The sequence below is a fragment of the Anoxybacillus kestanbolensis genome (assembly GCF_001996285.1).
In the GTDB taxonomy this organism is placed as follows: Bacteria; Bacillota; Bacilli; order Bacillales; family Anoxybacillaceae; genus Anoxybacillus; species Anoxybacillus kestanbolensis_A.
This window is the reverse complement of record NZ_MQAD01000010.1, coordinates 112,564-138,281: the sequence shown is the minus strand read 5'-3', so window position 1 is coordinate 138,281 and position 25,718 is coordinate 112,564. Positions and strand designations below refer to the sequence as shown.

At 45.4% G+C, this 25,718-nt stretch carries 31 protein-coding genes and 1 pseudogene; all 32 read right to left on the bottom strand.

Annotated elements, in window-relative coordinates; genetic code table 11:
- Positions 1-302 (bottom strand): annotated as a pseudogene (locus BO219_RS14820) (NADH-quinone oxidoreductase subunit C); the annotation flags it as partial.
- A complete protein-coding gene (locus tag BO219_RS08240) occupies positions 303-815 on the bottom strand; it encodes a NuoB/complex I 20 kDa subunit family protein (RefSeq protein ID WP_003396994.1) in 513 nt (170 codons plus the stop codon).
- Positions 806-1,204: an NADH-quinone oxidoreductase subunit A gene (locus BO219_RS08235; protein ID WP_077429174.1), complete on the bottom strand. Its 399-nt coding sequence runs from the start codon at positions 1,202-1,204 to the stop codon at positions 806-808. The genes BO219_RS08240 and BO219_RS08235 overlap by 10 nt, the downstream gene beginning before the upstream one ends.
- Before the next feature lie 147 nt (positions 1,205-1,351).
- Entirely contained in the window at positions 1,352-1,756 is a 405-nt protein-coding gene (locus BO219_RS08230) for a F0F1 ATP synthase subunit epsilon (protein WP_003396996.1), read from the bottom strand.
- Between the two features lie 23 nt (positions 1,757-1,779).
- Complete coding sequence (gene atpD / locus BO219_RS08225) at positions 1,780-3,201, bottom strand: F0F1 ATP synthase subunit beta (RefSeq protein WP_004893005.1); 1,422 nt, start codon at positions 3,199-3,201, stop codon at positions 1,780-1,782.
- Positions 3,202-3,229: 28 nt separating this feature from the next.
- A complete protein-coding gene (locus BO219_RS08220) occupies positions 3,230-4,090 on the bottom strand; it encodes a F0F1 ATP synthase subunit gamma (protein WP_042535965.1) in 861 nt (286 codons plus the stop codon).
- Between the two features lie 71 nt (positions 4,091-4,161).
- A complete protein-coding gene (gene atpA / locus BO219_RS08215) occupies positions 4,162-5,676 on the bottom strand; it encodes a F0F1 ATP synthase subunit alpha (RefSeq protein ID WP_006319888.1) in 1,515 nt (504 codons plus the stop codon).
- Between the two features lie 24 nt (positions 5,677-5,700).
- Entirely contained in the window at positions 5,701-6,237 is a 537-nt protein-coding gene (locus tag BO219_RS08210) for a F0F1 ATP synthase subunit delta (RefSeq protein WP_021095061.1), read from the bottom strand.
- Entirely contained in the window at positions 6,234-6,743 is a 510-nt protein-coding gene (gene atpF / locus BO219_RS08205) for a F0F1 ATP synthase subunit B (RefSeq protein WP_077429188.1), read from the bottom strand. Before atpF ends, BO219_RS08210 begins: the two co-directional genes overlap by 4 nt.
- Positions 6,744-6,890: 147 nt before the next feature.
- The gene (gene atpE, locus BO219_RS08200) at positions 6,891-7,103 is read right to left on the bottom strand and encodes a F0F1 ATP synthase subunit C (protein ID WP_021095059.1); all 213 of its coding nucleotides are present in this window, start codon (positions 7,101-7,103) and stop codon (positions 6,891-6,893) included.
- Positions 7,104-7,155: 52 nt separating this feature from the next.
- A complete protein-coding gene (gene atpB / locus BO219_RS08195) occupies positions 7,156-7,866 on the bottom strand; it encodes a F0F1 ATP synthase subunit A (protein WP_021095058.1) in 711 nt (236 codons plus the stop codon).
- A gap of 6 nt (positions 7,867-7,872) precedes the next feature.
- Positions 7,873-8,250 (bottom strand): ATP synthase subunit I, encoded by a 378-nt coding sequence (locus BO219_RS08190; protein ID WP_077429173.1) that lies wholly within the window; start codon positions 8,248-8,250, stop codon positions 7,873-7,875.
- Entirely contained in the window at positions 8,247-8,474 is a 228-nt protein-coding gene (locus BO219_RS08185; RefSeq protein ID WP_006319874.1) for an AtpZ/AtpI family protein, read from the bottom strand. The genes BO219_RS08190 and BO219_RS08185 overlap by 4 nt, the downstream gene beginning before the upstream one ends.
- Positions 8,475-8,622: 148 nt before the next feature.
- On the bottom strand, positions 8,623-9,777 hold the full coding sequence (gene wecB, locus BO219_RS08180) for a non-hydrolyzing UDP-N-acetylglucosamine 2-epimerase (protein ID WP_077429172.1): 1,155 nt from the start codon (positions 9,775-9,777) through the stop codon (positions 8,623-8,625).
- A 10-nt stretch (positions 9,778-9,787) separates the two neighbouring features.
- Positions 9,788-10,417, bottom strand: coding sequence for a uracil phosphoribosyltransferase (gene upp / locus BO219_RS08175; protein ID WP_006320960.1), 630 nt, complete (start codon positions 10,415-10,417; stop codon positions 9,788-9,790).
- Positions 10,418-10,519: 102 nt separating this feature from the next.
- Positions 10,520-11,755 (bottom strand): serine hydroxymethyltransferase, encoded by a 1,236-nt coding sequence (gene glyA, locus BO219_RS08170; protein ID WP_077429171.1) that lies wholly within the window; start codon positions 11,753-11,755, stop codon positions 10,520-10,522.
- 72 nt (positions 11,756-11,827) lie between these two features.
- Positions 11,828-12,397: a TIGR01440 family protein gene (locus BO219_RS08165; RefSeq protein ID WP_370642790.1), complete on the bottom strand. Its 570-nt coding sequence runs from the start codon at positions 12,395-12,397 to the stop codon at positions 11,828-11,830.
- Between the two features lie 22 nt (positions 12,398-12,419).
- Complete coding sequence (rpiB, locus tag BO219_RS08160; protein ID WP_004893029.1) at positions 12,420-12,863, bottom strand: ribose 5-phosphate isomerase B; 444 nt, start codon at positions 12,861-12,863, stop codon at positions 12,420-12,422.
- A gap of 87 nt (positions 12,864-12,950) precedes the next feature.
- Positions 12,951-14,240: a methyl-accepting chemotaxis protein gene (locus tag BO219_RS08155; RefSeq protein ID WP_375153707.1), complete on the bottom strand. Its 1,290-nt coding sequence runs from the start codon at positions 14,238-14,240 to the stop codon at positions 12,951-12,953.
- A gap of 17 nt (positions 14,241-14,257) precedes the next feature.
- Positions 14,258-14,707 (bottom strand): low molecular weight protein arginine phosphatase, encoded by a 450-nt coding sequence (locus BO219_RS08150; RefSeq protein ID WP_077429168.1) that lies wholly within the window; start codon positions 14,705-14,707, stop codon positions 14,258-14,260.
- A 101-nt stretch (positions 14,708-14,808) separates the two neighbouring features.
- A complete protein-coding gene (locus BO219_RS08145) occupies positions 14,809-15,354 on the bottom strand; it encodes a manganese efflux pump MntP (protein WP_077429167.1) in 546 nt (181 codons plus the stop codon).
- 62 nt (positions 15,355-15,416) lie between these two features.
- Complete coding sequence (locus tag BO219_RS08140) at positions 15,417-16,478, bottom strand: L-threonylcarbamoyladenylate synthase (protein WP_143271281.1); 1,062 nt, start codon at positions 16,476-16,478, stop codon at positions 15,417-15,419.
- 148 nt (positions 16,479-16,626) lie between these two features.
- Positions 16,627-17,259 (bottom strand): stage II sporulation protein R, encoded by a 633-nt coding sequence (gene spoIIR / locus BO219_RS08135; protein ID WP_077429165.1) that lies wholly within the window; start codon positions 17,257-17,259, stop codon positions 16,627-16,629.
- 90 nt (positions 17,260-17,349) lie between these two features.
- Positions 17,350-18,201 carry a peptide chain release factor N(5)-glutamine methyltransferase gene (gene prmC / locus BO219_RS08130; protein ID WP_077429164.1) on the bottom strand — a complete coding sequence of 284 codons (852 nt, stop codon included), beginning with the start codon at positions 18,199-18,201 and terminating at the stop codon, positions 17,350-17,352.
- The gene (gene prfA / locus BO219_RS08125; protein WP_003397036.1) at positions 18,191-19,267 is read right to left on the bottom strand and encodes a peptide chain release factor 1; all 1,077 of its coding nucleotides are present in this window, start codon (positions 19,265-19,267) and stop codon (positions 18,191-18,193) included. Before prfA ends, prmC begins: the two co-directional genes overlap by 11 nt.
- Before the next feature lie 56 nt (positions 19,268-19,323).
- Positions 19,324-19,944 carry a thymidine kinase gene (locus BO219_RS08120; RefSeq protein WP_077429163.1) on the bottom strand — a complete coding sequence of 207 codons (621 nt, stop codon included), beginning with the start codon at positions 19,942-19,944 and terminating at the stop codon, positions 19,324-19,326.
- Positions 19,945-20,028: 84 nt separating this feature from the next.
- Positions 20,029-20,229 (bottom strand): 50S ribosomal protein L31, encoded by a 201-nt coding sequence (rpmE, locus tag BO219_RS08115; RefSeq protein WP_003397039.1) that lies wholly within the window; start codon positions 20,227-20,229, stop codon positions 20,029-20,031.
- Positions 20,230-20,339: 110 nt separating this feature from the next.
- Positions 20,340-21,626, bottom strand: a complete 1,287-nt coding sequence (gene rho, locus BO219_RS08110; RefSeq protein ID WP_077429162.1) for a transcription termination factor Rho — start codon at positions 21,624-21,626, stop codon at positions 20,340-20,342.
- Between the two features lie 164 nt (positions 21,627-21,790).
- Positions 21,791-22,753: a class II fructose-bisphosphatase gene (glpX, locus tag BO219_RS08105; protein WP_077429161.1), complete on the bottom strand. Its 963-nt coding sequence runs from the start codon at positions 22,751-22,753 to the stop codon at positions 21,791-21,793.
- Positions 22,754-22,779: 26 nt separating this feature from the next.
- On the bottom strand, positions 22,780-24,066 hold the full coding sequence (locus BO219_RS08100) for a UDP-N-acetylglucosamine 1-carboxyvinyltransferase (RefSeq protein ID WP_077429160.1): 1,287 nt from the start codon (positions 24,064-24,066) through the stop codon (positions 22,780-22,782).
- Between the two features lie 54 nt (positions 24,067-24,120).
- On the bottom strand, positions 24,121-24,768 hold the full coding sequence (fsa, locus tag BO219_RS08095; protein ID WP_035020152.1) for a fructose-6-phosphate aldolase: 648 nt from the start codon (positions 24,766-24,768) through the stop codon (positions 24,121-24,123).
- Positions 24,769-24,851: 83 nt separating this feature from the next.
- Positions 24,852-25,712, bottom strand: coding sequence for a class II fructose-bisphosphate aldolase (locus BO219_RS08090; protein ID WP_077429159.1), 861 nt, complete (start codon positions 25,710-25,712; stop codon positions 24,852-24,854).
- Positions 25,713-25,718: the final 6 nt, after the last annotated feature.

The window sequence follows — 25,718 nt, the reverse complement described above, 5'->3', positions numbered from 1 at the left end:
GTCTCCGCGGCTTTTTGTTTCGCTAGCGCTGCGGCTTTCGCTTTCGCCGCTGCCGCTGCTTTTTTCTTCGCTAATTCTTCTTCGCTTAAGTCCCCTGTCTCCGCAGCTTTTTGTTTCGCCAATGCTGCCGCTTTCGCTTTCGCCGCTGCTTTTTTCTTCGCAAGCGCAAGGTCATCTTCGCTTTCGAGCGATGGCTCAGTTTGTTCGGCTGCTTGTTTTGCTGCCAATCGCTCTTTTGCTAATTGTTTCGCCCGTTCGGCCGCTTCTCTTTTTAGTTGCTGTAAATCTTTTTCATCGCTCATTTACAGCACCCTCTTTCCTGTTTTTGCTTCATAGCGAATTTTTTCTTTTAGTTTATTAATGCCGTAAATCAACGCAGCTGGATTTGGCGGACAGCCCGGGATGTATACGTCAACAGGCACAATTTGATCGACACCTTTGACGACGCAATACGATTTCACGTACGGACCGCCTGCGGTTGCACATGAACCCATCGCAATGACCCATTTCGGTTCAGGCATTTGATCGTACAAGCGGCGAACAATTGGCGCCATTTTTTTCGTGACTGTACCTGAAACGATCATGACATCTGATTGACGCGGCGACGTGCGGAAGAAAGAGCCGAAACGATCTAAGTCGTAATGGGAAGAGCCGACTCCCATCATTTCAATGGCGCAACAGGCAAGTCCGAACGTAAGCGGCCATAGCGAGTTGCTGCGCGCCCACGCTTTTAGCTGTTCTAATGTCGTTAAAAAGACGTTGCGACGCATTTCTTCCATTTCCTGATCTGATACGTTTAACAATTTTACATCCATTTTAACACCTTCTTCTTCCAAGCATACACAAGTCCAATCAACAACATGACGACGAAAATAAGCATTTCGATGATGGCAAATGCACCGAGCTTTTCAAATGCCACCGCCCACGGATATAAAAATACAGTTTCTACATCAAAAATGACGAACAGCAACGCAAAGATGTAATATCTCACGTTAAATTGCACGCGCGAATCGTGGAATGGATCCAATCCGCTCTCGTACGTTGTTTGCTTCGCTGCATTCGGCGCATGTGGACGAAGAAAACGTCCTGCTGTGAGCGCAACGATCGGAAGTAAAATACCTAAACAAAGAAACACAAAGACGACTACATAACTGTTTACATAAACGTTCAACGATGTCCCACCCCTTTGTGACTTTATACACATTTTTCGAAAACGTCACACTATTAAGACTGTAACCGATAACATTATATCACTTCTTCACATATGTGTCGATAAAACTTGTTCCAAAAACAAGAAAAACACCCCCCTCTTTCTAATAACAAAAAACCCTAAGAGACGATGCTCTTAGGGTTAAAAGTTGCGATTCGCGACATTTAAACGGTTGAGCGCGCGACGTAAAGCTAGCTCAGCCCGCTTATGATCAATATCTTCTTGTTTCGCTTGCAGACGGCGTTCAGCCCGCTCTTTCGCCGCTTTTGCACGCGCCACATCAATATCTTCTGCTCGTTCCGCTGCTTGCGCCAAAATCGTGACACGATCAGGGCGAACTTCTAAAAAGCCGCCGCTCACCGCGACAAGCTCTGTCGCGTTTCCTTTTTTTAAACGAACCGCGCCAATCTCTAGCGGTGCGACCATCGGAATGTGCCCTGGCAACACGCCGAGTTCGCCGCTTTGCGCTTTAGCGCTCACCATTTCCACATCCGCTTCATATACTGGGCCGTCCGGAGTTACGACACTGACTTTAATCGTCTTCATGGAAAATCCTCCTCGGTCCCTTATTAAACTTCTACGCCCATTTTTCTCGCTTTTTCAATTACTTCTTCAATACGGCCGACTAAGCGGAACGCATCTTCTGGAAGATGGTCATATTTTCCTTCCAAAATTTCTTTAAAGCCACGAACTGTTTCTTTTACAGGAACGTATGAACCTGGTTGTCCTGTAAACTGTTCAGCAACGTGAAAGTTTTGCGACAAGAAGAACTGAATGCGACGAGCGCGATGAACGACAAGTTTATCTTCTTCTGAAAGCTCATCCATACCGAGAATCGCAATAATGTCTTGCAATTCTTTGTAGCGCTGTAACGTTTGTTGTACTTTGCGCGCAACTTGATAGTGCTCTTCACCGACGATTTCAGGCGAAAGCGCACGAGATGTTGATGCAAGCGGGTCTACCGCTGGGTAAATACCCATCTCTGATAGTTTACGCTCTAAGTTTGTCGTTGCATCTAAGTGTGCGAACGTTGTCGCTGGCGCTGGGTCTGTATAGTCGTCCGCTGGTACGTAAATCGCTTGGATCGATGTAACCGAACCGACTGCTGTTGATGTAATACGCTCTTGTAATTGACCCATTTCTGTCGCAAGTGTCGGTTGGTAACCTACCGCTGAAGGCATGCGTCCTAATAACGCAGAAACCTCCGAACCTGCCTGTGTGAAACGGAAAATGTTGTCGATGAAGAACAATACGTCTTGTCCTTGCTCATCACGGAAATATTCCGCCATTGTTAACCCTGTTAACGCTACACGCATACGTGCTCCAGGTGGCTCGTTCATCTGACCGAATACCATCGCTGTTTTGTTAATAACGCCAGAGTCTTTCATTTCGTGGTACAAGTCGTTTCCTTCGCGCGTACGCTCACCAACGCCGGCGAATACAGAAATACCACCGTGCTCTTGCGCGATGTTGTTAATTAACTCTTGGATTAAAACTGTTTTTCCTACCCCTGCACCACCGAACAAACCGATTTTTCCACCTTTAATATAAGGTGCAAGCAAGTCAACGACTTTAATCCCTGTTTCTAAAATTTCAACTTGTGTAGAAAGTTGTTCGAATTTTGGTGCTGGACGGTGGATTGCATCGCGGCGAGCGTCTGCTGGGATTTCTTCTCCTAAGTCAATCGGCTCACCTAGTACGTTGAATACACGTCCAAGTGTAACTTCACCGACAGGAACAGAGATCGGTGCTCCTGTATCAATGACTTCCATGCCACGCACTAATCCGTCTGTCGTTGACATCGCAATTGTGCGTACTGTATCGTCCCCAAGGTGAAGGGCTACTTCTAACGTTAAGTCGATATCGACTTCTTTTTCGTTACGCGCTTTATGTTTAATTTTTAGGGCGTTGTAAATCGCAGGTAAGTGTCCGTCTTCGAACTTGACGTCTACAACAGGACCCATAACTTGAATAACGCGTCCTTTTGCCATCGTTTTCCCTCCTAACTGCTAATCAACCTTATTGCAATGCGTTCGCTCCGGCCACAATCTCTGTAATTTCTTGCGTAATCGCTGCTTGACGGGCACGGTTGTAAGAAAGTGTAAGCGTCCGAATCAATTCTTTTGCGTTGTCTGTTGCGTTTTTCATCGCTGTCATCCGCGCAGCATGCTCGCTCGCTTTTGCATCTAGCAAAGCACCGTAAATTAAACTTTCAGCGTATTGCGGCAACAATACTTCTAAAATTTCTTCTTGCGACGGCTCGAATTCGTAAGCTGTCAACTTTTTATCGGATGCTAAGTCCGTTAACGGCAATAGCTTTTTCTCCGTTACATCTTGTTGAATAGGGCTCACGAAATGGTTGTAAAACATATACAGTTCATCAAACGTACCATCCGCAAACATATTGACAGTTTTGTTCGCAATTTCTTTAATATCCGCAAACGTCGGTTGATCTGGCAAACCGGTAATATGTAAAGCTACTGGGATGTTGCGGCGTTTAAAGAAATTTAAACCGACGCGGCCGATTGCAATAATCGCATATTCCTCTGTTGAACGGTGACGCTCTTGAATCGTTTGGTATACCGTACGGAGCACGTTGCTATTGTAAGCACCTGCTAAACCGCGGTCAGACGTAATGACTAAATATCCCGTCTTTTTGACTGGGCGCTTCACAAGCATCGGATGAGAAGCGTCATTGCTGCCAAGTGCAACGCTCGCGACGACTTCTTCAATTTTTTCCATGTACGGCGTGAACGATCTCGCATTATGTTCAGCACGGTTTAACTTTGAGGCCGAGACCATTTCCATCGCTTTCGTAATTTGGCTCGTCTTTTTTGTCGTATTAATGCGCGCTTTTATATCGCGTAACGATGCTCCCAAAGGTTTCACCACCTTTTTCGCTCAATTGTTGAAAGGGGGGCGGAACAGCTTAACTGCTCCGCTTACGTTTCTTACTCCGATACAACAAACGTCTTTTTGAACGCTTCAATTGCTTTATTGAAGTCTTCTTCGTTTGGAAGATCGCCTGTTGTGCGAATATGCTCCATTAGCTTTTGACCGTTCTCGTCCTTATCTAACCATGCATGGAACTCTTTTTCAAAGCGGCGAATATCTTCGACTGGAATATCATCTAAGAAACCGCGCGTTAATGCATAAATGATCGCTACTTGCTTTTCAACTGGCAGCGGCTCATGTAAACCTTGTTTTAACACTTCAACTGTGCGCGCACCGCGAGCAAGTTTTGCTTGTGTCGCTTTATCAAGGTCGGAACCGAACTGCGCGAACGCCTCTAGCTCACGATATGCCGCTAAGTCAAGACGCAACGTACCTGATACTTTTTTCATCGCTTTAATTTGTGCTGCCCCACCGACGCGCGATACGGAAAGACCGGCGTTAATCGCTGGACGCACACCAGAGAAGAACAAATCAGACTGCAAGAAAATTTGTCCGTCTGTAATGGAAATAACGTTCGTTGGAATGTATGCTGAAATGTCGCCCGCTTGCGTCTCAACGAAAGGCAACGCTGTTAACGAACCTGCCCCTTTTGCATCGCTTAATTTTGCTGCACGCTCAAGCAAGCGAGAATGCAAGTAGAATACGTCACCCGGATACGCTTCACGACCTGGCGGACGGCGTAATAATAACGAAAGCTCACGATAAGCTGCTGCTTGTTTTGATAAATCATCATATACAACGAGAACGTGTTGTCCTTTGTACATGAAGTATTCGCCCATCGTTACGCCCGCATATGGCGCTAAGAATAAAAGCGGAGCTGGTTGTGACGCAGACGCTGTAACGACGATTGTGTAATCTAATGCCCCGTATTTACGCAACGTTTCAACGACGTTACGAACGGTTGATTCTTTTTGTCCGATCGCCACATAAATACAAATCATGTTTTTACCTTTTTGGTTGATGATTGTATCTACCGCAACGGACGTTTTACCTGTTTGACGGTCTCCGATAATTAACTCACGCTGACCGCGACCGATTGGCACAAGCGCGTCAATCGCTTTAATTCCCGTTTGTAATGGCTCATGAACAGATTTACGATCCATGACGCCAGGCGCTGGGCTTTCAATCGGGCGAGTTGCTGTCGTTTCGATTGGACCAAGCCCGTCAACTGGTTGTCCTAATGGGTTTACGACACGACCGATTAACGCTTCACCGACTGGCACTTCCATAATGCGACCTGTACGGCGTACTTCGTCGCCTTCTTTAATGCCTGTGTACGGTCCTAAAATAACGATACCGACGTTGTTTTCTTCTAAGTTTAGCGCCAATCCCATGACGCCGTTGGCAAACTCAACAAGCTCTCCTGACATGACGTTGTCGAGGCCATGAGCACGAGCGATTCCGTCACCGACTTGAATGACTGTGCCGACATCGCTCACTTCGATTTCAGACTGATAGTTTTCGATTTGCTTTTTTATCAGCGCGCTAATTTCTTCCGCTTTGATGCTCATGCATTTCACCCCTATCTATAAATGTTAGCGAGTTAACTGTCGCTGTAATCTTGCTAGTTTTCCGCTGACGCTTCCGTCGAAAATGCGGTTGCCGATGCGCACTTTTACCCCACCGATCACATCTTTATCGATGATGTTTGTGATGCGAAGCGTGTCGACGCCGACTTTTTTCGCGAACACTTCTGCAAGCGCCTTCGTTTCGTCTTCTGTTAACGGACGAGCGGAATAAACGATCGCTTCAGCTACACCGCGCGCCTCATTCGCTAGCGTAATGAAAGCATCTACTAAATCTTCTACAATGTCGATGCGATGACGATCTAAAAGCAACATAAACGTATGTTGCAGTACATTTGAAACGCTTGCAAACGCTTCTTGGATGAGCGCTTTCTTTTTCGCTAGCGCAACTTTCGGATGGTTCAATACAGAAAGAAGCGCTTCATTTTGTGCAAATACTTGTTTAACGACGCGAAGTTCCTGTTCGAGCTGATCAAGAAGCTGTTGTTCTTTCGCAATTTCAAAAAGTGCCGACGCATATCGTTTCGCTACGACTTGTTTGTTCATCGGCGTTCTCCTACCTCTTGAATATATTCGCTAATCAGCTTTGCTTGATCTTGTTCGCTCAATTCTTTTTCAATTACTTTCGATGCAATAAGTACGGATAAGGAAGCAACTTGTTGGCGCAACGCTGCCATCGCTTGTTCTTTCTCTTGCGCGATTTCTTGTTTCGCGACTTCTTTTAAGCGCTCCGCTTCAGCGCGCGCCGCTTGAATGATTTGCTCTTTTTGCTCTTCACCGAGCTTGCGTGCTTCCTCGATAAGCGCTTGCGCTTCTTGGCGCGATTTTTTCATTAATTCACGTTGCTCTTCTGCAAGCTTTTTCGCTTCTTGATGATGTTTTTCTGCTTGCTCGATTTCGTTCGCAATATGCTCTTCGCGTTGCTTCATGACGCCCATTAACGGCCCAAATGCATATTTACGTAGCAAGAACATGAGCAAGAGGAACATGAGTAATTGGAATGCAATATCACCACCGTTGAACCCATGTCCACCAGCACCTAATACAAACATGTTTACCACCGCGCGTTTCACTCCCTCCAAAAATCGCCCGAATATCGCTCGGAGCGTGTGCGTACGAACATAAAGGAATGGCGAAGGTTCTCGTATGAGACGGACTTCGCCATTATTGAACCGTTTCGTATAAGTTCACTTTGACAATTACATGCCCATAACCATGAACGCTACGACAACCGCGATAATCGGAATCGCTTCGACTAGTGCTACCCCGATGAACATCGTCGTTTGAAGTGCTCCACGAGCCTCAGGTTGACGAGCAATTCCCTCTACTGTACGACTGACAATCATACCGTTACCAAATCCTGCACCAAGTGCTGCTAAACCGATTGCAATTGCAGCTGCTAAAGCTCCCATATTTAACTCCTCCTTAAAAGCTGTTTTTTGAGAACAAAGTTGTTAATATATTCTAATGGTCATGGCTCACTTTGTGAGACATGTAAACCATCGTTAACATAGTGAAAATAAATGCTTGAATCGCACCAACGAAAATACTAAATGCTTGCCATACAATTGTAGGAATGATCGCTACAACCGTGCCAGCAAATCCAGTCGCTAGACTACCAGCCAACAATCCTAACAAAATTTCACCCGCGAAAATGTTTCCGTATAAACGGAGACCGAGCGTCAGAGTATTCGCAAACTCCTCAATAATCTTCAACGGGAACAAAAACGGCATCGGGCTGACAAAACCTTCGGCATATCCTTTTAACCCTTTCATTTTAATGCCGTAATAGTGAGACAATCCAACTACCATTGTAGCTAGTGTAAGTGTGATCACAGGATCAGCGGTCGGGGACTTCCACCATAGTTCGTCGTTAATGACGACCGCAAAAGGTAGACCAAGCATATTGGCTACAAAAATATACATAATCAGTGTAACACCTAATACTTGGAATCTCCCGCCTGTTTGCCAATCCATGTTACTTTTAATAATTCCTTTAACAAAATCCATAACCCACTCAAGAAAATTTTGCATGCCAGTTGGTTTCATCGACAAGTTGCGGGTAGCCAATAAAGCGATCACAAAAACGATGGCGGATGTAACCGTAATCATCATTACGTTTGACAAATTAAAGGTTAATCCAAACAATTCATACAGAGGAGCCTCATGATGCACCTTTACTCACCTCTCTTCCCCTTTGTTTTTTTGGAAAAAGAAATCTATCATAATGACAACATAAGATGTCATTAATCCTACCACTATCCAAACGATCGACAAGTGTTCTGGATAACGCAACGCAAAAATGGCACCCAATGTAGCGGCCGCCATGCGTGAGAGCATGCCGAGTGAAACTACTCGTTCCCCTAGAATAACAGCTCGTCCTAGTCGCTCAACCCTTCTAATGAGCGTCCACGTATTAAATAAGCCGACAATCGTTCCAATAATTAAACTTAAAAATATTTTTTCGTATGACGAAAAACCCCATCCTAATACATAAAGTGCCAACAAATATAGTATGTATGATTTGTGACGTCGCCAATGTTGCTGCAGTTCGTTCATTTTTCCTCTCCTGAAAAAAATGAGCGAATGAGGCGAATCATCGCATAAATACCAGCCGCCAAACCGAGGAGCAAACCGACAATTAAAAATAGCGGTTCGGTGCCAAAACGTTCGTCGACAAAACGCCCGCCAAAAATCCCAACTAAAACGGAACCGACAAGCTGGGAAGAGATAGCCGTCATCAAACCGATCGCTCGAAACGGATGGCGTTCATGTCGCCGCATACGAAAGCCTCACTTTTCATTTTCAGAATTTACTTTATTTTTAAAAAGGTTATCCTTATCCCTTTGTAAGCATACAATAGTGAAAACACGATGTCAATGTGTTCGATCACAAAAACAGGGAAAATTTTTGGAAAGAAAAAGGGATGCATCATGACATCCCTTTTTCGTGTTGAAATGGCGTTGGTGGAGCATCACTTTGTTTGAAATAGTAACGAATCGCTTCAACAATCCGCTTTGATGCCCACCCATCACCGTACGGGTTTGACGCTTTCGCCATTTGCTCATACGCTTTTTCATCTGTTAATAATTCACTTGCTAGCGTATAAATCGTTTGTTCATCCGTTCCAGCTAGCTTGAGCGTTCCCGCTTCAATGCCTTCTGGCCGTTCCGTTGTATCGCGCAACACGAGGACAGGTACACCGAGAGAAGGTGCTTCTTCTTGAACGCCGCCTGAATCGGTTAAAATCATATATGCACGGGCTGCGAAGTTATGGAAATCCACGACATCTAACGGCTCGATTAAATGAATGCGTTCATCGTCTCCTAATATATCATTCGCCAATTCGCGAACGACCGGATTTAAATGAACGGGATAAACAACTTGAACGTCGCGGTAATCGTCTACGAGCCGTTTAATCGCCCGGAACATATTGCGCATCGGTTCACCGAGGTTTTCGCGGCGATGCGCCGTCAGTAAAATCATACGGCTTCCCGCTACCTTTTCTAAAATCGGGTGGGTATACGTGTCGCGCACCGTCGTTTTTAACGCGTCAATCGCGGTGTTGCCGGTAATAAAAATGGCGTCGTCCCGCTTGTTTTCCGCTCGTAAATTTTCCGCCGCTTTCGCTGTCGGAGCAAAATGCAAATCAGCTAATACCCCCGTTAATTGGCGATTCATTTCTTCTGGAAACGGCGAGTATTTATTCCACGTTCTTAACCCCGCTTCCACGTGCCCAACAGCAATTTGGTTGTAAAATGCCGCTAGACTCGCGACAAATGTCGTTGTCGTGTCGCCGTGGACGAGCACGATGTCGGGCTTTACTTTTTTCATGACGTCGTCTAAACCAGCAAGCGCCCTTGTCGTAATATCGACAAGCGTTTGACGCTCTTTCATAATGTTTAGGTCGTAATGTGGTTGAATACCGAAAATATCGAGCACTTGATCAAGCATTTGGCGATGTTGTGCTGTCACAGTTACAATCGACTCAATATCTTCGTATTTTTGCAATTCTAACACGAGCGGAGCCATTTTGATGGCTTCCGGTCTCGTTCCGAAAATGGTCATGACTTTTCGTTTTCCCATTATGCTCACCTTACTTCGTCCCAAACAGACGGTCTCCAGCATCGCCAAGACCTGGTACGATATAGCCGTGATCGTTTAATTTTTCGTCTAATGCAGCGATATAAATGTCGACGTCTGGATGCGCTTGTTGCACCGCTTCTACCCCTTCTGGTGCAGCAATTAAGCACATAAACTTAATGTTTTTTGCGCCGCGTTTTTTGAGGGCATGAATCGCTTCGACAGCCGATCCGCCTGTCGCAAGCATCGGGTCGACAACAATAAAGTCGCGCTCTTCGACATCTGTCGGAAGCTTCACGTAATATTCAACCGGCTTTAACGTCTCTGGATCGCGATACAATCCAATATGCCCTACTTTAGCAGCTGGAATGAGCTTTAAAATGCCGTCTACCATTCCGATTCCTGCACGTAAAATCGGGATGATCCCTAGCTTTTTGCCTGCGATGACTTTCGCTTTCGCTTTGCTAACAGGTGTTTCAATATCAACTTCTTGAAGCGGCAAATCGCGCGTAATTTCAAACGCCATAAGCGTCGCCACTTCTTCGACAAGCTCGCGAAACTCTTTTGTTCCTGTATGTTTGTCGCGAATGTATGTAAGCTTATGTTGAATTAACGGATGATCAAATACGTACACTTTACTCATGTCAGTCGCCCCTTTTTTTCATATGCATTCTTGTAAATTTTACATAAAAACAAACGAGGATTCAACTTACGATTTAAAGAAAAAGGTGCCCCGATGGACACCTTATACGTACAGTGGAAATTTTTCAGTTAATGCGGCAACACGTTGGCGCGCCTCTTCTAATTTTTGCTCATCGTCTTTATGTTTGAGCGCAAGCGAGATGATGCGCGCAATTTCATCCATTTCCTCAAGCCCAAATCCGCGGCTTGTCACCGCTGCTGTACCGATGCGAATGCCGCTAGTAACAAACGGGCTTTCTGGGTCATATGGAATCGTGTTTTTATTGACTGTAATACCGATCTCATCGAGCACTTTTTCAGCCACTTTTCCTGTTAATCCGATGGAACGGAGGTCAATGAGCAATAAATGGTTGTCCGTTCCGCCAGAAACGAGTGTAAATCCTTCTGCTACGAGCGCTTCCGCTAAACGTTTCGCATTGTTTACAATGTTTTGTGCATACGTTTTGAAATCGTCTTGTAACGCCTCACCGAGCGCCACAGCTTTTGCAGCGATAACATGCATAAGCGGACCACCTTGAATGCCCGGGAAAATCGCTTTATCAATTTGTTTAGCAAACTGTTCTTGACATAAAATCATGCCTCCGCGCGGACCGCGTAACGTTTTATGCGTTGTTGTCGTGACAAAATGGGCATACGGCACAGGATTTGGATGCAACCCTGCCGCGACAAGTCCGGCAATGTGGGCCATATCGACCATGAAATAGGCGCCTACTTCATCAGCAATTTCACGGAACTTCGCAAAGTCAATCGTGCGCGGATATGCGCTTGCCCCAGCAACGATTAATTTCGGTTTATGCTTTAATGCTTTTTCACGAACGTCATCGTAATTAATACGGTGCGTTTCTGGATCAACGCCGTATTCAATGAAATTGTATTGAATACCGCTAAAATTCACCGGGCTTCCGTGCGTTAAATGCCCGCCGTGCGATAAGTTCATGCCAAGCACAGTATCCCCATGTTGTAAAATTGTAAAATATACCGCCATGTTCGCTTGCGCTCCAGAGTGTGGTTGAACATTTGCATGCTCCGCTCCGAACAATTGTTTTGCACGTTCGCGCGCAAGCTCTTCCACGACGTCAACATGTTCACAACCGCCGTAATAGCGACGGCCTGGATATCCTTCAGCATACTTGTTCGTTAATACTGATCCTTGCGCCTCCATCACCGCTTCACTAACGAAGTTTTCCGATGCAATCAATTCAATTTTCGTTTGTTGTCGTTTTAACTCATCTTGAATAGCTTGAAATACTTGCGGATCTTGCTGTGACAAGCGACTCATTGACAATCCTCCCCTAAAGTGTGAATATTCTTTTTTATCTTAACACATTTTCAAATGAAAAAGTGAACAAATTTAACCGATCGAACATGATTTGTTCGCCTTTTCTTCTGAATAGACGGCGCGTTCGCCTCCGATGAGCTTCGGTCTCGTTTTCGCAAATGTAACGATCGCATGTCCGATTTGCTTAATCGATGTGCGGACAGGAACCGCCACATGTTTTAAATGCATACCAATTAATGTAGCACCGATATCAATGCCAGCATCTGCTCGAATATGTTCAACGACAACAGGATCATGAAGTTGCGTATATGCGTATGCCGCCATTGCGCCACCCGCGTTGCGAACAGGAATGACGCTCACAATTTCCAGCTGCTTTGTCACAGCGGTTTGTCGTTCCACTACTAATGCCCGGTTTAAATGTTCACAACATTGAAACGCAAGCTGCACCCCTGTTTCATCGCGCCATTGTTTCAGTTCTTGAAACAACATCGCCGCCACATCCATCGTTCCCGCTGTTCCGATTTTTTCTCCAATGACTTCACTTGTACTGCAACCAATGACGACAACGTCATGATTCGTTAGCGGCACTTGCGCACGAAACTCAGCAAGCGCCTTTTGCCATTGACTACGCCATTGTTCCATGTCCGTCACGATACTCCCACCTTTATTGCTCGTTTTCATAAGCGGAAATTTTTTGAATGCGTTTTTCGTGACGACCTCCTTCAAATGGGGTTGTCAGCCATACTTTGGCAATTTCGCGCGCCAATCCCGGTCCGATGACGCGTTCGCCCATCGCTAATATATTGCTGTCGTTATGTTCGCGCGTTGCTTTTGCACTAAATACGTCATGAACGAGCGCACAACGAATGCCTTTCACTTTATTTGCAGCAATGCTCATGCCAATACCTGTTCCGCAAATTAATATTCCGCGGTCAAATTCACCGTTCGCTACTTTTTGTGCGACCGGCAACGCATAGTCTGGATAATCGACCGACGTTTCACATTCACATCCAAAATCTGTATATTCAATTCCCATTTCATCCATGAGTTTTTTAATTTCCTCGCGAATGCGAATGCCACCATGGTCTGATGCGATTGCTACTTTCACGTTTGAACCCCTCCTTATCGTTATAAAGAAAAAACCGTCTCTCTTCATTTTAACGGGTCGAGACGGTCTTTTCATCATTTATTATGCTTATAAACGAAAACGGGCAATCGTTTGTTTTAATTTTTCTGCTTGCTCACCAAGTTCTGTTGCTAGTTCACGCATGCTTTCGATGACCGCGGTTTGCTCTTGTGTTGCCGCTGTCACTTCTTCCGCCCCAGCGGATGTTTGTTCGGCAATCGCAGCCACTTCTTGCGATTGAACAGATGTTTGTTGAATGTATTTCGTTTGTTCATCAACAAGTTGGGCAATTTGTTTGACCGCATCTGCTACTTCATGAATGGATGCACTCATGTGCGAAATCGCTTCATTTGTCTCGTTTCCTTTTTTCGCTTCATCATTTGCTTTTTTTACTTGCTCCGTAATTTGGCTAACGACGTTGGCTACTTCATGTTGAATGTTTTGAACGAGCTCAGAAATGCCTTGTACCGCCTTAGCACTTTCATCCGCTAACTTTCTTACTTCTTCCGCAACGACCGCAAATCCTTTCCCGTGTTCACCAGCGCGCGCGGCTTCAATCGAAGCGTTTAATGCTAGTAAATTCGTCTGTCCTGCAATATCCCCAACAAGCGAAATAATTTGTCCTACTTCTTTCGCATGATCTTCTAAACGTCGCACGACATGTAGCGACGCTTCGTTGTTTTTCGCTAATTGTTGAATGCCAGCGATGAGCGAACCGATGACGCGACGGCTTTCTTCAAGCTTTGCAACCATCTCCGTCGACAGTTTTTCCGATTGCATCGCTTTTTGTTGTACGTTTCCTGCGATCGCTAATACATCTTCTACTGCTTCCGCTGTCGTTTGCATCGCCACCGCGGAATTATCCGCTCCTTTTGAAATTTCATCAATCGTGCGCGCGATGTTTTCCGCTTGTTCCGCCGCAACTCGAGACACGTTTGTCATCTCGACAACTTTTTCATTCGTATGGGCAAAATTTTGTTGAATGTTTTGCACGATTTCGCGTAAACTGCGCAACATATCGTTAAATGCAAGCGCAAGCGAACGAATTTCATCATCCGACTTTGGCACAGGTACATCTTGTCCAATTTCCCCTTCTGCTGCTTTTAACGCCGCTTGTTCAAGTTGAGAAAGCGGTTTCGTAATGAACCGCGCCGCATAATATGCCAATACACCAGACCAAAAAATACCGAGCAATAGCGTTAAAATGGTAAACGTATTTTCCCCAAACGGAAGCCATTGTTTGACGTAGTCATAGAGCACATAAATATAAAAGGCGCTTGTTGAATACGTAATGATCGCTAATACCGTTGTGAAAATGGCTAGCTTTTTTTGTAAGCTAAATGTGTATTTTCCCCCCATCATACATCCCCCTTGCTTTATAGCTTTTCATGTAGCTTTTCATGTAGCTTTTCAATTGCTTGTTCGAGCTCATCGCGCGTTTGACGATACACGTCAATCGAGCCCCCAAATGGATCGATAACGTCTTTGCTGTCACCAAGAAATTCGTACAACGTAAACGTTTTTCCTTCTGCTTCCGGAAAACGAGACAACACATGTTGCTTGTGACTTTCGGTCATCGTCAATACATACGTTGCCCAGTCAATATGTTCTTTTGTTAGCAACGAAGCACGATGGTCGACATCGATCCCTTTTTCAGCGAGCACCGCTTTCGCATGTTGTGACGCATCGCTCCCCTCAAACGCAAAAACGCCAGCTGACCTCACTTGTACGTGCGGCAGTTGTTTATGTCTAAGTAGCGCCTCCGCCATCGGACTTCGACACGTATTTCCTGTGCATACAAACAAAACGTTCGTTTGACTCACCATTCACACCTCGCATCATTTCCCACATGTTTACTATTATTATAAAGCAAACCGTAAGACAAAATATAGAGTAAAAAAGAAAAAAGAACTGGAAACGCCCCAGCTCATAAAGGAAATAATAGTTTACATGCAAATAAAAGTAAAATGGCGCCACCTAACGCCTCGCTATATGTCCCTAACCAACGTTGAAAGCGACGCCCAAGAAGCAACCCTATCCACGTTAACACCATGCTCGTCAAGCCGAATGCGGTCACAGCGAGCACCATTTCCACCCCATAAATCCCTAAACTTAACCCGACAGAAAAACTGTCAAGGCTAACGCTAAACGCAAATAAAAACAAACCGATGCCAACAGGCCTCAGCCAACGTTCTTGTTCATGATGGAAGGAAGCGATGACCATTTGCACACCGAGAATAAACAACAATGCTCCTCCGATATATGTCGCTGCATGCCCTAATTGAATAGATAACAACCGACCGATCGTCATCCCAGCTAAAGGCATGACAACATGAAAAAAGCCTACCGTTGCTCCAATATAGGCAATTTGCTTCAAACGAAGCTGAAGCAATCCCATGCCGAGGCTGACTGAAAATGCATCCATCCCCAACGCAAATGCCATCATCGCTAATGTGATCATTTCCCCAATCATACAAATGCCTCCTTAGGACGTGCCCTCACGTTAACATATGCACGCGCTAAGGAGTTTAGACGTTATTTTTCCATCATTTGCTCATGCCCCGCTGCTTTTAATAGACGATTCATAATAGCGGCACCGATTCCTTCGTTCGGAAAAGCCTCGCTATAAATAATATCGACATTCGTTTTATCGAACGTTCGTAACGCATCATATAGCTGTTGAGCGACCGTGCGTAAATCGCTACGTTGTCCACACGAAATAATGGTATCCGCTTCATACGTATGACGTCCTTCTTCCGTCGTTAACACACCCACTTTAAAACCGTTGGCACGTTTTTCATTGACGAGCTGTTGTAAAAACGTAGAAGAACCGTGCACAACAACGAGCGGAGCTTTCGGGGCGTAATGTGTATATTTCATGCCCGGAGATTTTGGCACCGCTTCTTTTTCCACAAGCGCACGATCGATATCCACAACCCCAATCACTTGTTCAATGTCTTCTTTCGTCACACCACCCGGTCGTAAAATGGTCGGGATCGATGTCGTACAGTCAATGACCGTTGATTCAACCCCAACACCCGTCGGCCCTCCGTCAACAATGGCGGCAATCCGTCCATCTAAATCATCAAGCACATGTTTGGCTGTCGTCGGACTCGGTCTCCCTGAACGATTGGCGCTCGGTGCTGCGATCGGAAGCCCGCTTGCTTTGATAAGCGCAAGGGCAATCGGATGGTTCGGCATGCGCACCGCAACCGTATTTAACCCTGCTGTTACGCGCGGAGAGACTGCTTCTTTTTTTGGGAGAACGAGCGTTAATGGACCAGGCCAAAAATGCTCTATCAATGTGTATGCAACAGGAGGAATGTCGCAAGCAATATCATGCAACTGCTCCGTTGTCGCAATGTGAACAATAAGTGGATTATCGCTCGGTCTCCCTTTCGCTACAAAAATGTTTTCCACAGCTGCTGTGGACATGGCGTTCGCTCCAAGACCATACACCGTTTCTGTCGGAAAAGCAACAAGCTCGCCTCGTTGTAAATACGCTGCGGCCTGTTTCACTTGTGGACAACTGTTTAACTCATCCACATTTTTATCCACAAAAAACACATGTGTTTTCAATGCTTTCACCTCATACATATTCAAGTTGCTTGTTTGTTGATTGACATTTTACAAGCATTCCACAGCCACTTCTTTCATGAGTATAAAAGATTCATACAAAATACTCAACAATTGTCCACAAATTGTGGATATGTTATTGCTTTTTGTTGATAATTTTGTGGATATGTTATTGCATAAACTTTTTCCATACTTCTGCAACGAAAAATTTCACTTCTACTTGCTGTTCATCTTCCACAACGAGCGGTTGTTCAGTCATTTGTTCGATCGGTGTCTCTCGTTCCACTTGTTTTTCCACAGGACGAACGGCTTCACCTGTGGAGAAGTCGAGAAAACAGAGCGGTGGGAATAAAACACACCACCAATTCGCTCCTTCTCCTTTTCCTAGCGTAATTAATACCGCTTCGTATTCACCTGCTGGATATACATACGAGCCGTATATTTTCGTTGGAAATGATACACGTCCAAACGTCACGTTGTACGACTGATTGCTCTTTTTTTCTTGAAGAACACGAGCGACCGTTTGCTCAATGTCTGGCACATGTTGGGCAATAACTTGCTTTGCTTCCTCAAATGACGTTAAATCGCTTACCCATGTCGTAATTTGTTTATTTACTTCGTCGCGAACTGCACGCTTTAATGCTTGATCTTCCGGCGAATCGCTATTTGCTAAAATGCGCAACCGTACCGCTTCGTTTGGAATCACAACACCGCTTTGCGCCTCTGTTTGTTGGCTATACATCGTCACAAGCGCACCGATCATAATCATTGTTATATATAAAATAATCACGTATTTATTCATCGTTTATCTCTCCTTTCTTGTTATGCAGTGTAACCAGAAAAGGAGTTTCATAAACTATGAAAATGAAAAAATATAAAAAAGCTTCCGATGTTACTCGGAAGCGAGATCGGCGATGACGATGCGCTCCTTGCTGTTTATGTCAAAAAGGACGTCAACATGCGCGGAAGGAAATGTTTGTTGTAACATCGTTTGTACCGCCTGCCCTTGTCCGTGCCCGATTTCAAATGCAATAAGTGCTTGCGAGGTAACTACATGTGGCAATTGTTCCATCAAGCGACGATAAAACAACAAGCCGTCTTCGCCACCGACAAGCGCACGAAGCGGTTCTTTTTGTACGACGGGCGATAGCGCTGGAACGTCAGACGCTGGGATGTACGGCGGATTAGAAACGACAACATCCACTTGTATGCCACGGTCGATGATCGGTTGCAGTAAATCCCCTTCGAGCCAATGAACGCAAGCACCAAGCTGATTGGCATTTCGCGCCGCCACTTCCAGCGACGAAGCGGCAATATCAATGCCATACACATGCCACGTTGGCCGTTCTAACGATAACGTAATCGCAATCGCTCCGCTACCTGTTCCGACATCAACGACGGAAAGCGCTTTTTCGGTTGTGCGGGCAAGCACGTGAGAAACGAGCTCTTCTGTTTCCGGGCGCGGAATTAATACGTGTTCGTTGACGATAAACGTTCGTCCGTAAAACTGTTCATACCCGATTAAATATTGAATCGGTATATGTTCAAGCGCATGTTTTTTTACATCGGAGATAAATGTTTGCTTGCTTGCTTCATCCATTGGATCACGCAACGAGGCAAATAGTTGCGCGCGCGTCATTTGTAAGTGGTGGCGCAACAACCATTCTGCAGCCGTTTCTTCTTTGCCGTGCTCTCGGAAAAAAGAAGAAGCCCATTGAAGGACTTCATATATTTTACTGCTCATTGTTCGCTTGCTCCAATTTTTTCGATTGATCGTCTAAAATGAGCGCATCAATAATTTCATCTAACTTTCCTTCTAACACTTGATCAAGTTTTTGAATCGTTAAACCAATGCGATGATCGGTGACGCGATTTTGCGGGAAGTTGTACGTGCGAATACGTTCAGAACGATCGCCTGTTCCGACTGCTTGTTTGCGCGTTTGGTCGTACTCGGCGCGCGCTTCTTGTTGGTATTTATCGTAAATGCGCGCACGCAATACTTTCATCGCTTTTTCTTTATTTTTAATTTGTGATTTTTCGTCTTGGCACGATACGACGATTCCTGTTGGGATGTGCGTCAAACGAACCGCTGACATCGTCGTATTGACGCTTTGTCCACCCGGACCGCTTGAAGCAAACGTATCAACGCGAATATCTTTTTCGTTAATTTCAATTTCGATTTCTTCCATCTCTGGCAAGCACGCAACTGTCGCCGTCGACGTATGAATGCGTCCGCCTGATTCCGTCTCTGGCACGCGTTGAACGCGATGGGCACCGTTTTCAAATTTTAATTTTGAATATGCCCCTTTTCCTTGAATCATAAAGATGATTTCTTTATAGCCACCAAGTCCTGTCGGATGAGCTTCAATCACTTCTGTTTTCCATCCTTGCGACTCCGCATAGCGCGTGTACATACGGTATAAGTCTCCTGCAAAAAGTGCCGCTTCCTCTCCGCCTGCCGCTCCGCGAATTTCCATAATGACGTTTTTATCGTCGTTCGGATCTTTCGGAAGCAACAATACTTTTAGCTTTTCAACAAGCTGCTCTTCACGCTCTTCTAGTTCGCTAATTTCTTCTTTCACCATTTCGCGCATATCTGGATCGAGCTTTTCTTCAAGCATTGCTTTCGCATCCGCAAGCTGCTCACGCACCGTTTTATATTCACGATACGTTTGGACAGTCTCAGCTAAATCGGATTGCTCTTTTGAGTAATCACGCAACTTTTTCGGATCATTTAACACATCTGGATCCATTAATAGTTCATTTAATTTTTCATAACGGGCTTCTACTGCCTGTAAACGATCGAACATTTTTCTCACCTCGACTTTTCATTATATCATAAACGATCATACGAAAAAACTCGCCCTTATGGACGAGTCGCCGTTTCTGTACTTGTTTTCTTTTTCGCAGGATGATCAGGCACTTCATGATGATGGCGGCAACGTGGTTCGTACGATTCGCTCGCACCGATTAAAATGACAGGATCATAATAAGATGCAGGACGTCCGTCAATGAGCCGCTGCGTGCGCGATGCTGGGGAACCGCAGACAGTACAAACAGCTTGTAGTTTTGTTACCGATTCGGCGATGGACATTAACGTTGGAACAGGACCGAACGGCTCACCACGAAAGTCTTGGTCCAATCCAGCTACAATGACGCGATATCCTTCATCAGCAAGCTGTTGCACGACGTCAACGACATGCTCATCAAAAAATTGCACTTCATCAATTGCCACAACGTCCGTATGCGCAGTAATATGCTTGCGAATGTCTAATGCACATGACACCGGAATGGCAATAACAGACGTTCCGTTATGGGAAACGACTGCTTCTTCGCTATATCGATTATCAATCGCTGGCTTAAACACTTTCACTTCTTGCTTCGCAAACTGCGCGCGGCGTACACGACGAATGAGCTCCTCTGATTTTCCCGAAAACATGCTGCCGCAAATGACTTCAAGCCAGCCGGATTGCTTCATAACATACATGAGGGCGTCCCCTTTCTTTCAAGCTTTCACGAAAAAAACAGGCAAGTGAAAAATGTTCGCTTGCCTGTTTTCATGACATACGGATTACTTAAGGCCGTATTTTTTGTTAAATTTATCAACACGTCCTGCAGCAGAAGCGAATTTTTGACGTCCTGTGTAGAATGGATGGCACGCTGAGCAAATTTCTACGCGCACTTCGTCTTTAACAGAACCGCTCTCAAACTCGTTTCCACACGCACATTTAACCATCACTTTTTTATAGTTTGGATGGATTCCTGCTTTCATCTCATTTCATCTCCTTCCGCCCTGAATCTTTTCGAAACAGAGTTTATATGCAATGAAAAACACACATGATAAAATTATAACAACCGTTCCGTTGTTTTGCAACTATCCATTTATAACCGCTTTAAATTTCCGGCTGCTTTCCACTCTTCGTCTAACATCGCAAAAAACTCTTCATTCGTTTTCGTTTGCTTTAGTCGGTGAATAAAACGCTCAATAAAGTCTGGCGTATCCGACATCGTCTTGCGAATGGTCCACAATTTTTCTAAATGTTCTCTCGGAATTAACAATTCTTCTTTTCGTGTACCTGAACGACGAATGTCAATGGCAGGGAAAATCCGTTTTTCCGCTAATGAGCGATCAAGATGAAGCTCCATATTTCCTGTTCCTTTAAATTCCTCGTAAATGACGTCATCCATGCGCGAACCTGTGTCGACAAGAGCGGTAGCTAAAATCGTTAAACTGCCCCCTTCTTCAATGTTGCGCGCCGCCCCGAAAAACCGCTTCGGACGATGGAATGCCGCTGGGTCAATTCCTCCCGAAAGCGTACGCCCGCTCGGCGGAATGACTAAGTTGTATGCGCGCGCTAAACGCGTAATACTATCCATTAAAATGACGACGTCACGCTTATGTTCGACAAGACGCATCGCCCGTTCGAGCACAAGCTCCGCCACTTTAATATGGTTTTCTGGCACTTCATCAAACGTGGAACTGACGACATCGGCTGATACAGAACGTTCAATGTCCGTCACTTCCTCTGGGCGTTCATCAATGAGCAAGACAATCAGTTCAACATCAGGGTGATTCGTTGTGATGCTGTTAGCGATTTCTTTTAATAACATCGTTTTTCCTGCTTTTGGCGGTGCGACAATTAAGCCGCGCTGACCGAATCCGATCGGAGCAATCAAGTCGATGAGGCGGGTAGATAGCTTGTCTGGCGTCGTTTCCAGCTTCATTTGACGGCTTGGGTAAAGCGGTGTGAGCGCTGGGAAATGGACGCGTTCTTTCGCGATTTCTGGGTCTTCACCGTTTACAGCCTCGACGTGCAATAAGCCGAAATATCGTTCGTTTTCTTTTGGCGGCCGCACTTTTCCTGAAACTTTATCACCGTTGCGCAAATCAAAACGACGAATTTGCGATGCGGAAATATAAATATCTTCCGAACTCGGGGAATAGTTAATCGGACGCAAAAAGCCGAATCCTTCTGATTGAATAATTTCAAGCACGCCTTCCATAAAAAAGAGGCCGTCTTGCTCGGCGCGCGCTTTTAAAATCGCAAAAATTAATTCTTTTTTTGTTAGTTTGCTGTAATATGAAATTTTGTATTGGCGAGCTAACTCATATAGCTCTTTAATTGTCATATTTTCTAGTGTTGCAATCGTTAAATCTCCTAGCTCCATACTTACACCACTCTTTTATTTATTTTGATGAATTTCTCTTTGGATGGAAAAAGCGAAGATGAAAAGATGATGAGAAGGGACGTAACACGACTATTTTACCCTTTTTTCATATTGTCAATCAATAGAAAAAGAGCGAGAGCGCAAAAAGTTCGCGCATCTCGCGATCACTTCATAACAAGGTTCGGCTTTTTCTTCAAGCTATGGCGTCCTTCAATGAAACGAACGGTTCCTGACTTCGCCCGCATAACAACGGAGTGTGTTTCGCCATATGCCCCTTTAAATTGTACCCCCCGCAGCAATTCTCCGTCCGTTACACCCGTTGCGGCAAAAATAGCGTCATCTCCTTTGACGAGGTCCTCCATGCGCAACACACGGTTTATATCTAAGCCCATGCTCTTGCATCGTTCTACTTCAGCATCGTTTTGCGGCAACAGTTTTCCTTGTATTTCTCCACCGAGACATTTGAGCGCAACAGCGGCTAATACCCCTTCTGGTGCACCGCCTGAACCGAACAAAATGTCTACCCCTGTATGATCGAACGCTGTATTGATCGCCGCCGCAACGTCGCCGTCATTAATAAGCTTAATGCGCGCCCCCGCTTCGCGCAACTCGGCAATGATGTGCTCATGGCGCGGACGGTTCAAAACGATCGCTACAACGTCTTCCACATCTTTATTTTTTGCTTTGGCGACAGCTTTTAAATTATCGATAATGGGAGCGTTAATGTCAATCATGCCGACCGCTTCCGGACCAACAGCAATTTTATCCATGTACATATCTGGCGCATGAAGCAAGTTACCATGATCCGCCACAGCGACGACCGCTAACGCATTCCAGCCACCAGAGGCGACAATGTTTGTTCCCTCAAGCGGATCGACTGCGACATCGACGCGCGGGCCGTAACCGTTGCCAAGCTTTTCCCCAATGTATAACATCGGTGCTTCATCCATTTCCCCTTCACCGATGACAACCGTTCCTTTCATCGGGACTGTATCGAATACATCGCGCATCGCAGACGTGGCCGCCTCATCCGCTTCATCTTTTTTACCGCGCCCCATCCAGCGCGCTGCAGCTAGTGCTGCGGCTTCTGTTACACGGACAAGCTCCATCGATAAACTTCTTTCCATCGTTTCTCCCTCTCCCCTTTGTTGCATTATGTGTTCTTTAGTTGTTCGATTTCTTGCTCGGTCATTTGTTCGCGCCAAATCGTTGCGCCAAGATTAGCAAGTTTGTCAACTAAGTTGCTATAGCCACGGTCAATATGTTCCAACCCTGTAATTTCTGTAACCCCTTCGGCCATTAATCCCGCGACCACAAGTGCAGCTCCTGCACGCAAATCGGTCGCACGCACTTTCGCTCCTTGCAGTCGGGATGGACCTGTAATGATCGCTGAACGCCCTTCGACTTTTACGTTCGCATTCATGCGCCGCAACTCATCGATATGTTTAAATCGGGCGCTATAAATTGTATCTGTCACAATGCTCGTCCCAGACGCTTTCGTTAATAGTGAAGTGAATGGCTGTTGTAAATCGGTCGGAAAACCAGGGTAAACGAGCGTTTTAATATCGACAGCACGAAGATGTTCTTTCGTCGCAACAAAAATTTGGTCATCGCTCGTTTCGACAACAACGCCCATCTCGCGCATTTTCGCAATGACAGCTTCTAAATGTTGCGGAATGACGTTGTCAATAATCATTTCTTTCCCCATAGCCGCACCGATAATCATATACGTTCCCGCTTCAATGCGATCCGGAATAATGGAATGGCGGCAACCGTGCAACTGTTCCACGCCGTCAATACGAATGACGTCTGTTCCTGCCCCTTTAATGCGCGCACCCATGTTTGTCAATAGCGTCGCAACGTCAATAATTTCTGGCTCTTTTGCCGCATTTTCAATAATCGTTCTCCCTTTCGCCAAGACGGCAGCTAACATAATGTTAATTGTCGCCCCCACGCTAACGACGTCCAAATAAATGCGTGCCCCGCGAAGCTCTTCCGCCCGTAAATAAATGGCACCTTGTTCGTTTGTCACTTTCGCCCCAAGCGCCTCAAAGCCCTTGATGTGCTGGTCAATTGGGCGCGGCCCTAAATGGCAACCACCGGGAAGACCGATGACCGCTTTTTTAAAACGTCCAAGCATCGCACCCATCAAGTAATAGGAAGCGCGTAATTTTTTTACTTTTCCGTTCGGCAAAGGCATAGAAACGATATGTGACGGATCGATGACGACTTCGTTTTCATCGAAATGAAAAGCACCGCCAATTTCTTCGATTAATTGTCCGAGCACATGAACATCTGAAATGTTCGGCAATCCTTCAATGACTACAGGTGAGTTTGCTAAAATAGCGGCTGGAATGAGCGCGACGGCGCTATTTTTCGCTCCACTAATGCGCACGGAACCTTGAAGGAGGTCACCGCCAACGATTTTTAACTTTTCCATATACGTCTCCCTTCTCGCAAAGCAAGTCATAAAATGCGACGGAAAACTGCTTTATTATTTTTGATTTGCTTTGTTCCAGTCTGCTAAAAACTTTTCGATGCCTTGGTCTGTTAACGGATGTTTAAATAGTTGCATAAGTACATTGTAAGGAACGGTCGCAATGTGCGCTCCTTTTAATGCCGCTTCGGTCACATGTTGTGGATGACGAATGGACGCAGCGATAATCTCTGTGTCGATGTCGTGAATCGCAAAAATGTTAGCGATCGTTTCAATTAAGTCTAAACCGTTATGACCGATATCGTCTAAACGGCCTAAAAACGGCGATACGTACGTCGCACCGGCGCGTGCCGCTAATAACGCTTGGTTGGCACTAAAGACAAGGGTCACGTTTGTTTTAATACCTTTTTCGCTAAATACTTTAACCGCTTTGAGTCCTTCTGGCGTCATCGGCACTTTAATTGTAATGTTTGGCGCGATTTTCGCTAACTCTTCTCCTTCTGCAATCATTCCTTCTGCATCTGTTGCAATCACCTCAGCGCTAACGGAGCCTGAAACGAGAGAAGTAATTTCACGAAGACGATCGTGGAACGATACGTTTTCTTTTGCGACGAGGCTCGGGTTTGTCGTTACTCCCGCTAAAATGCCAAGTTCATGGGCGTGGCGAATTTCATCAATGTTCGCTGTATCAATAAAAAATTTCATAATTTTCAACCTCCTAAACGCTTTCAAAATTGGAATGAAACAAAACCGCCCGCTTCAGCAAGGCTGAAACGGTGCGGCTTGCCTTACAACGCTTTGCCGGAAGAACCGAATTCGCGCATTTTGCCAATCACTGTTTCTTTAATCGCATCGCGGCCAGGGCCGAGGAATTTGCGCGGATCGTACACTTTTTCATCTTTTGCTAATACTTCGCGCACCACTTTTGTAAACGCCATTTGGTTTTCTGTATTGACGTTAATTTTTGATGTACCGAGCGAAATAGCACGTTGAATTTGTTCTGTCGGAATACCTGTGCCACCGTGTAATACGAGCGGTACGCCTGTACGATCGCGAATTTCTTCCATCTCTTTAAAACCTAATTTCGGTTCTCCTTTGTATGGACCGTGTACAGAACCGAGCGCTGGCGCTAAACAGTCAATGCCTGTGCGCTCCACAAGCTCTTCACACTCATCTGGATTTGCATAAATGATCCCTTCTGCCACCACATCATCTTCTTGTCCACCAACAGTCCCGAGCTCCGCTTCAACCGATACGCCACGTGCATGAGCGTACTCGACAACTTCTGATGTAATTTCAACGTTTTCTTCAAACGGATGATGCGATGCATCGATCATGACTGATGTAAATCCAGCGTCGATCGCTGCTTTACATTTTTCAAAGCTTGAACCGTGATCAAGGTGAATAGCGACAGGAACAGTAATGTTCATGTCTTCCATTAACCCTTTCACCATGTTCACGACAGTTTTAAAGCCGCCCATGTAGCGAGCTGCTCCTTCAGACACACCAAGAATGACAGGAGATTTCTCTTCTTCTGCCGCCGCTAAAATCGCTTGTGTCCATTCTAAGTTGTTAATATTGAATTGACCGACCGCATACTTACCCGCCAATGCTTGCTTAAGCATTTCCGTCATTGAAACTAAAGGCATCGTTAA